General features: G+C 58.6%; 6 protein-coding genes and 1 pseudogene. 1 reads left to right on the forward strand and 6 read right to left on the reverse strand.

Features of this window, described 5'->3' with window-relative positions:
- Positions 1-215 precede the first annotated feature (215 nt).
- The 3 genes from deoC to RMO15_RS21430 all read right to left on the reverse strand — a co-directional run bounded on the left by deoC (position 216) and on the right by RMO15_RS21430 (position 2,875).
- On the reverse strand, positions 216-1,160 hold the full coding sequence (gene deoC / locus RMO15_RS21420) for a deoxyribose-phosphate aldolase (protein WP_309716899.1): 945 nt from the start codon (positions 1,158-1,160) through the stop codon (positions 216-218).
- A gap of 6 nt (positions 1,161-1,166) precedes the next feature.
- Entirely contained in the window at positions 1,167-1,739 is a 573-nt protein-coding gene (locus RMO15_RS21425) for a hypothetical protein (RefSeq protein WP_309716901.1), read from the reverse strand.
- Between the two features lie 905 nt (positions 1,740-2,644).
- On the reverse strand, positions 2,645-2,875 hold the full coding sequence (locus RMO15_RS21430) for a hypothetical protein (RefSeq protein ID WP_309716904.1): 231 nt from the start codon (positions 2,873-2,875) through the stop codon (positions 2,645-2,647).
- 185 nt (positions 2,876-3,060) lie between these two features.
- Between RMO15_RS21430 and RMO15_RS21435 the strand changes: the two genes are divergently transcribed.
- Positions 3,061-4,842, forward strand: coding sequence for a c-type cytochrome (locus RMO15_RS21435; RefSeq protein ID WP_309716907.1), 1,782 nt, complete (start codon positions 3,061-3,063; stop codon positions 4,840-4,842).
- Here RMO15_RS21435 and RMO15_RS21440 read toward each other — a convergent pair.
- The 3 genes and pseudogenes from RMO15_RS21440 to RMO15_RS21450 all read right to left on the reverse strand — a co-directional run.
- The gene (locus RMO15_RS21440; RefSeq protein ID WP_309716910.1) at positions 4,829-6,100 is read right to left on the reverse strand and encodes a BNR repeat-containing protein; all 1,272 of its coding nucleotides are present in this window, start codon (positions 6,098-6,100) and stop codon (positions 4,829-4,831) included. The two genes, RMO15_RS21435 and RMO15_RS21440, sit on opposite strands and share 14 nt — an antisense overlap.
- Positions 6,101-6,274: 174 nt before the next feature.
- Positions 6,275-7,072 carry an FkbM family methyltransferase gene (locus RMO15_RS21445; RefSeq protein WP_309716913.1) on the reverse strand — a complete coding sequence of 266 codons (798 nt, stop codon included), beginning with the start codon at positions 7,070-7,072 and terminating at the stop codon, positions 6,275-6,277.
- Positions 7,073-7,117: 45 nt separating this feature from the next.
- Positions 7,118-7,508: pseudogene (locus RMO15_RS21450) on the reverse strand (gfo/Idh/MocA family oxidoreductase); the annotation flags it as partial.

Here is a 7,508-nt window from a genome sequence, read left to right on the forward strand (position 1 = left end):
GCATTTTGGCTCTGTGAGATACAATTTTTTTTGGGCATCGTTTTGGTCGCGATCTGTGTTTAAGCGACCTTGTCGTATCATACCAAGGCGGTGCCTTTCATCCTGTAGAAATTACCAGTATTTTTTGTCCTGTACTGAGCACCCAGCGAATAATATTTGTTGAGAACCATGCAAACTTTCCTCCAGTGATTTGTTCTTTGTTGGAAACAAATGGTTCATGCCATTGGGTGGCGGTTATAGGCGGCGTAGCGGCCCGTGACATGATGTTCGAGCTGGCGCTCGATGTCGGAGAGGAGCGAAGACGCGCCGATTCGGTAGCGGTCGGGCTTGGTCCACTCCACGCCAAGCTCTTCTTTCATGAGGATCAGGCCGTCGAGGGACTGTTTGGCGGTGCGGATGCCTCCGGCGGGCTTGAAGCCGACGATATGGCCGGTGCGCTCGTGAAACTCTCGAATCTGGCGGGCCATGATCAGGCTGTTGCCCAGGGTGGCATTGGTGGGCTCTTTGCCGGTGCTGGTCTTGATGAAGTCCGCGCCCGCCATCATGCAGACGAGGCTCGCGCGGGCGACGTTGGTGAGCGTGCCGAGCTCGCCCGTGGCAAGAATGGTCTTGAGGTGGGCGTCGCCGCAGGCTTCGCGAAAGGCTTGCACTTCTTCGTAGACCCCTTGCCAGTCACCGAGGAGCACTTTGCGGCGCGAGAGGACGATGTCTATCTCTTGCGCTCCCGCCTTGACGGACTCTTTTATCTCCGCGAGGCGCAGGTGAAATGGGGACAGCCCGGCGGGAAAGCCGGTGGAGACGGCGGCGATGGGGATGCCGGAGCCCGCGAGCGCGTCCACGGCGGGGGCGATCATGTCGTGGTAGACACAGACGGCTCCGACGGTGATTTTTGGCATCTCCAGCGCGTCTAAGATGTCTTGCCGCACGGGCTGGCGGGCCTTGGCGCAAAGTCGTCGGACATTGCCAGGCGTATCGTCGCCGGAGAGCGTGGTGAGGTCCATGCAGGTGATGGCCCGCAGGAGCCACGCGGCCTGCCAGTCTTTCTTGACACTGCGGCGACCCGGCAGTGAGGCCACGCGACGCTCGACAGCGGGGCGGTTCACGCGGGTTGCAGCGACCCACTCCAGGTCAAGGGGAATGCCAGGGTTTCTATTTTCCATCCGTGCTTATTTCTCGCTCCACAGGCGATGGGCATAGGCCGCACTCGCCGCGCTTGCCTCGCAGGCAATGATCATCCCGATCTCATCAGGGAGGAACTCGCGCAGGGCCTTGGCCGACTCTTCGTCATCCACAGGCAACACAAGCGCACTCGCACCACACTCCACGGCGAGGCGGGCCAGCGACTGGCGCTCCAAGGGCTTGAGTTGCTCCCACGGTAGCCAGAGCGTCACCTCAGATTCCGTGGGCGCGGCGGCATCCACCACAGTCTGCACGGCATCGGCGACTAACAGCTCCGCGCCGGACTTCAGTGCCGAGAGATTCGAAAAGAAGATCAGCTCCGTTGCGCCGTCTGCCGTGGCCATCGCGGCCTCGATCCCGAGCGCCTGGGAGTTGGCAGCCCCGTGCGGCCACCCAATCACGGTCGCCACGTCGAGGCCACTGTCTAGCACATCCGCGACCCACGTCGGCAACACGCACACGGAGTCCGCCGTCTGGGCAAACTTCTCACAGAGAGCTACGGCCTCACGGCGCGTCGAGTCCGGGCGCAGAAGGGCCACGGTAAGGGGTTTGGTACTCACGCGGGTATTGTACCGTTCCGATCACCTCTCCCCAACCCCTCACCTAAAGGCAAGGGGCTTTAGGGCACGGTGGTGAGCAACTCGTCGGTCTCGTCGAGCGACTCAATGCAGCCTTTGCGGTACTGCTTGATGCGCTCCCAGAGGCCCTTCGTCTCAGTGTCGCGCTCTTTTCGGGCAAGAGCGGCATCGGCGATGGTCAGGCGGGTTTTATTGTCGGTGGTGCGCTGCGTGGCAAGCTAGGTGGTGACGTTTACAAGCGTGTAGCCCTTACGAAGCGTGAGCGGCGATGATCCGAGTGTTGCATTGACCTTGTCCCAGTGGATCACACAGGCTTTGTCAAATCATACGATATCTGTGTTGCTAATGTTTCCGCTTCTGTCTTTGGTTATGACAAACGACTTTTAGCGCATCTTTGCATCTCCTGAGCCTGGATTTTTGCCGTATCCCGAATGTACTCAGCGAGCTGTTGGAAAGTAATCTGTGGATTGATACGTCGCTCAAAAAGCTGTCGGAAAACCTTATCCTCAACATGCTTCGTCATTGCGATTCCAAGGACGCAGCAAAGAATTCCACCTATTGCTCAGAGGGGCTGACTGGTGACCGTCGCCAGAACAAAACAAGCTGCACTGCAAGCAAAGAAAAACACTGCCCACCAAGGCAATTCTCTCAGCGAAGCACTGTTTTGTAAGATTCTCCAGTCCGAAATATCCTCGGTATCGCACATCTGACTTATGGTACGCAGTAACCTATCCGTGTCCTCTTTTGCGAAAACCTTCGCAAGCCGGGCATGAGGGTCGGCAGGTGCTTCCAACTTGGCAAGCACTCGTACTAAGGGCTTTTCAGAAAATAACTTGTCTGTTCACAGTGCCTGCCATCATCTAAAATAGCTGGCAAAAATGGATAATTTAATCTTTGGCGACCTCTAAGGCATCCTCCGCGAGGCTGTAGCGATACGCCTTTTCCCACTCACGACGGTAGATTGCAGGAGTCACTTCGAGCCAGGTTTCTTTTGATGCAGACTTATCTGGCATCCCCTTAATATCAGACCAGATTCCCAAGCGAGCGTGTACATCCCCTTTCCATGTGAGAAGCAATCGCTGGTGGACTTCTTCGTCGGTGAGCGGCGGCGGAGGCATGGGAAATTATACCGCTTCTGGGTAGGGCGAGGGGTTGAAAATCCCTCGCTAGGGGCAACAAGTTGCCGAACGCCCTCACGGGCGGGTAAATCCACCCATGCCCGTCCGGCAGGACGTTCCGCCGAAGGCGTTCAGCGAGGAATTTTCAACTCCTCGTTAGGGGGCGGGCGCGGTAGAATAGTCCTATGCGCTCTCTCGCCGCTTTCTTGCCAGTGCTGGCTCTTGCAGTGGTGGCTCTTAGTCCAACCGTTCCGACCGATGTGCCGGGGGGGCTTTCTGGGGGGGATACTCTTACGACGCAGCGGTCTGTGGAAGCGTTTGCGTGGCAGGAGTTTGTGGCGATTCAGTGGCCTGCGCAAAAAGGGAAGCGGGGCGAGGCGGACGCGAGCAAGCCGCTGGGGGACGAGGGGCTTAAGATCTGGGAGACGTGGAAGACTCCTGAGGAGATCTATCTACGGGATGGCGCGGAGCCTGCGCCGTGGAGTGCGCCGCTGCCACGGGAGCGCTTGCTGACGGACAACTTGCAGGCCGTGCAGAGCGATGGGACGCTCCCGGCAACCCTCACGGATCGCTATGGGCATGTCGTGCGCTACGAGATTCGCTTCAATAAAGTCCTCTTTGACTATCTCCGCAGCCACAAGCTCTACGATAGCCGCCAGCAACAGCGCACGGAGAGCGTCGCGTTTCCCGATGGGGCAATGATGGTCAAGGCGAGCTGGCGCGAGCTAGAGCCGGGAGAGGCACCGTACTACCTGACCCGCGAGTGCCTGGTCTTTGACACGAAAAACGGCAAGCCGGGGCGCAAGCGAAAGCGCACGATGGGGCTCGTCGGGCTGCACCTTGTCCAGAAAACCCCGTCCGCTCCCCAGTGGATCTGGGCGACCTTTGAGCACACCGGCAATGTCGAGGGCACTGATCCGTCGTTTACCCCCGCGCTGGCTCCTGGCACCAAGGCTAACCAGCAGACACAGACTGGCATCCCAAACTCGATCGTCCGACGAGCACCGCTCCCTGCCCGCTTGCGCCAGCTCAACCGCTCCCAGCAGCAGGTGCTCCACACCGCCGGGAGTGTCCTACAGAACTATGAGCTGGTCGGGGCGCAGTGGCCCGTCTCAGGGTCCGAGGGGCGTGTGGAGCCTGCCTTTGTCTCCAACACCACGATGGAGAGCTTCGTCCAGGAGAGCTCCTGTCTTGGCTGCCACGCCTCTGCCCGAACGCTCCGCACCGATAAATTTGTCGCCTCGGACTTTGTCTACTCCCTGCGCCGCGCTCAACCAAGTGTGGCCGAGAAGCCCCTGATCTCGGCACCGACAAAGCCTCTGACCGAGTGGGATAAACAGAACTGGAAAGCCATCCAGCGTGGCCATGCCCTCTCGGAGCGCACCTACGAGCTGCTCCCCAAGTTCGTGGGCAACAAGCTCCACTGCTCTAGCTGCCACCTGGATGTCGGGCGGAACCTGTCGTCGTCGCCGTGGATCGGCATGTTTGCCCCCGGCAAGTACGACACGCCCCAGAAGTTCTATGACCGGATCAACCAGTGCTTCCAGCGTAGCATGAACGGCAAGCCCGTCCCCACCGATGGCTCCGAGATGGCGGCATTTAACGCATATCTCCGCTGGCTCGACGAGCAGTGGGGCACGCAGCCTTTGCCCACGCCGGGCATGCCCAAAGTCGAGAAGCTTGTCGGTAACCCCGAGCAGGGGAAAGTGATCTTTGCCCAGAAGTGCGCCGCCTGTCACGGAACCGACGGCCAGGGGCGCTACGAGAGCAAGACCTACTACCGCCCCGCACTCTGGGGTGACCACTCGTTCAATAACCTCGCGGGCCTGGGGGCCAAACCCGAGAAGCTGGCAGGTTTTCTGAAGCACAACATGCCCTTTGGCGCAGGCGGCTCATTGACCCTCCAGGAGTCCTGGGATCTCACCGCATTTGTCGTGGCTCAACCACGGCCTGTCAAGACCCCGTGAGCTTGTAGAGCCACAGCTCCGAGGGAGACGGGAGCGGCCCGCTGCGTGGCTTGTCGCGGTTGGGGCCGAGGGTCTCCCAGCGCAAGACATAGCGTCCCCCAGCCGGGGAAGGCTTGCGCAAGTCACTCACTGACTTTACCTGCATCTCGGGGAACTTCGAGCGCACAGGTCGCAGGCTCTTGGGGTAGCCCTCGGGCGGTGGGAGCATCTCGACCACTTTGAGTGTCTTTTCATTGAGCACCAGCACCCCACTCCCGTGGCTCTTTGTCCGGAATACCAGCTTGAGGCGCCCTGGCCCCGCACTCTCCACCGCCCCCACATTGATCTCCGCGGCGATCGTGCCCCCGCCCCCAAACTCCCAGCGCCAGTCCCAGTTGCTGACTTGGTAGACTTTCCAGCCGGACTTCTCACGGCGGCTACAGTAGAGCTGGCTCTTGCCGTTTTTATCGTACTTGGTGTAGGAGACAACCGGGCGCTTCTGGGAGTCGAAGCCCAGCTTCACCTGGCCATTGATAGCGCCACCGTGCTCGGGGATGGGATCAACCACATCGCCCGTTTTTAGCACAATGGGCAGAACCAGAGGCTTTCCTGCGCTATCTTCCCAGTGCACTAGGTCGTGGCTTCGGGCATACGAGGGATGGTGGTTGGTGGCAGCATCCGGGGTCTCGCGCCAGATCCAGATCAGATGGAAGTACCCATCGGGGCCGAGCTGAGGGAGCGTCGGATAGGCATTTCGCTGCCCCTCGCCATCCGTGAGCACTTGCTCCGTGAGGCGCTTCCAGGTCTTGGTCTTGAGGTCGTAGGTGTTGTAGAGCTGGTCGCCGTTGCCACTGCCCCCATCGCGGTAGGTAAAGATCAGCTCCTGCTTCGCGCCCCGAAAGAACAGTGGGTAGGTCACCCGGTTCTCTTTCTGACCCGTCATCGCCGTGATTTGTACTAGACTGCTGGCATCGAGTGGTTTGGTAGAGCGGAAGTAGACCAGTGGCACCACATGCATATTGCCCGAGACATGTAAAAACCCGCCACCATCCACGGCCAGCGTGACGTAGTTATGCGAGTCCCAGCCCACCTGCGAGGGCAGCCGGGTAAACGTCCAAGCTTTCTTTCCCAGTATCCGCTGTGCAACCGTCATGTGGCGCTCCGCATCGTAGAACGCCACAAACTGCTGGTTCCCGTGGGTAAGCAGAGCAAACCCCACCGGGTGTCCCGCCCAGACATTGGCGATCTTCAGCGACTCGGTGACTTTCTCTTCTAGCATGATTTTAGCTGTTTTACATCCAAGTTCGCACAGCTCGCCTCCCTTCGGCAAGGGCCGCTTGGAGCAGATCGGGGAAGCGATGGCTACCGCAACTCGTGAGGCAGGACCCCTGGCGCAGTGGATACTCCTGAACCTGGATGCCTGGATGCCACCGGAGCCCGCGCACTATGAAGGCTACTCGGGGAGTAGAAGCGCGTGGTAGCGGACGTTCCCCGTTGGGAGTGGGTCACCTTCGTAGGTCGTCGCTTTGTAGCCAAGCGGGAGAACACTCTTGGCCAGAAAGTCAAGAAACTCCTGCCCGAGCCAGTGCACCTCCACCATCACCACGGGTTTGTGCTGAGCAAGGAGCTGCAAGCTCCCTTGGAGGGCAGCAAGCTCGGCACCTTCGATATCCACCAGCATCAGGTCAGGAGGGCGATTTTGCTGTACAAAGGTATCCAGACGCAACGCACGAACACGCACACTGTCTCGGGATTCTGCAAAGCGTATGGAGTTGCTTATGCTTAGATCACCAATGATCCCAAAACTCACTTCGCCATCTTCAGCAGTAACCGCAGCATCAACAACTGTGACATTTTCAAATGAATTTTTCGTCACATTTTCTTTTATTCGAGCAACAAGATCAGGAGTTGGCTCAAATGCATACACATGGCCCATATGGCCAACTTCTCTTGCAGCAATAACAACGTAATATCCTGCGTTTGCTCCAAGATCATATACGACTTTTCCTTCTTTGGCATATCGCAGCAGTATTTCTTGCTCCAGAGGTTCTGATGTGCCAACTAAAAACCCAGGATTACACCCAGTGGAATTAAAATAAAGGCCTTGTCCGGCACCTCTTAAAATAGTGCCTTCTCCTGTGAGTGACTGCCCCACTTTATTAATAATATTCCGCAAGAAAGGAAAGCGAAACTGCAACCGTCCTGCAGCTCTTACCAGAGATGGAGGAATGATCTTTAAAAGTCTATTCATCGTGGATAGTATAGCATGAGTTTTCCTGAGGAGGCTTTTGCCTCCTCAGACCTTCGGCAGCTTCCAGGGGCCACGGCGCTCGCGGTCGAGCCATGTGTTGGCTTCTTTATCCCCGATAAACTCCCACTTCTTCGGGTCCCACTTCAGAGGGCGGCGGTGCCAGTAGGCCAGATTGGCCAGCTGCACCAGCGCCACGGAGCGGCAGCCGATCTCCACATCGCAAAGCGGTTTCTCGCGGCTCTTGATGCAGTTGATCCAGTTGCGGTGGTGCCCCGGCGAGACAAAGAGGCGTGTGGTCTCGTTCTCACCCAGCGGGGTCTTGGCCAGCTCTGGCGGGTCGCTCTTGAGCACGCCTCGGTCGAGGTGCAGGGTTCCATTGCTTCCCGTGAAGAAACAGCCGCTCGGGCCGCCATGAACCACCTCGATCCCATCGGCG

The sequence above is a fragment of the Armatimonas sp. genome (assembly GCF_031410135.1).
Classification (GTDB): Bacteria; Armatimonadota; Armatimonadia; order Armatimonadales; family Armatimonadaceae; genus Armatimonas.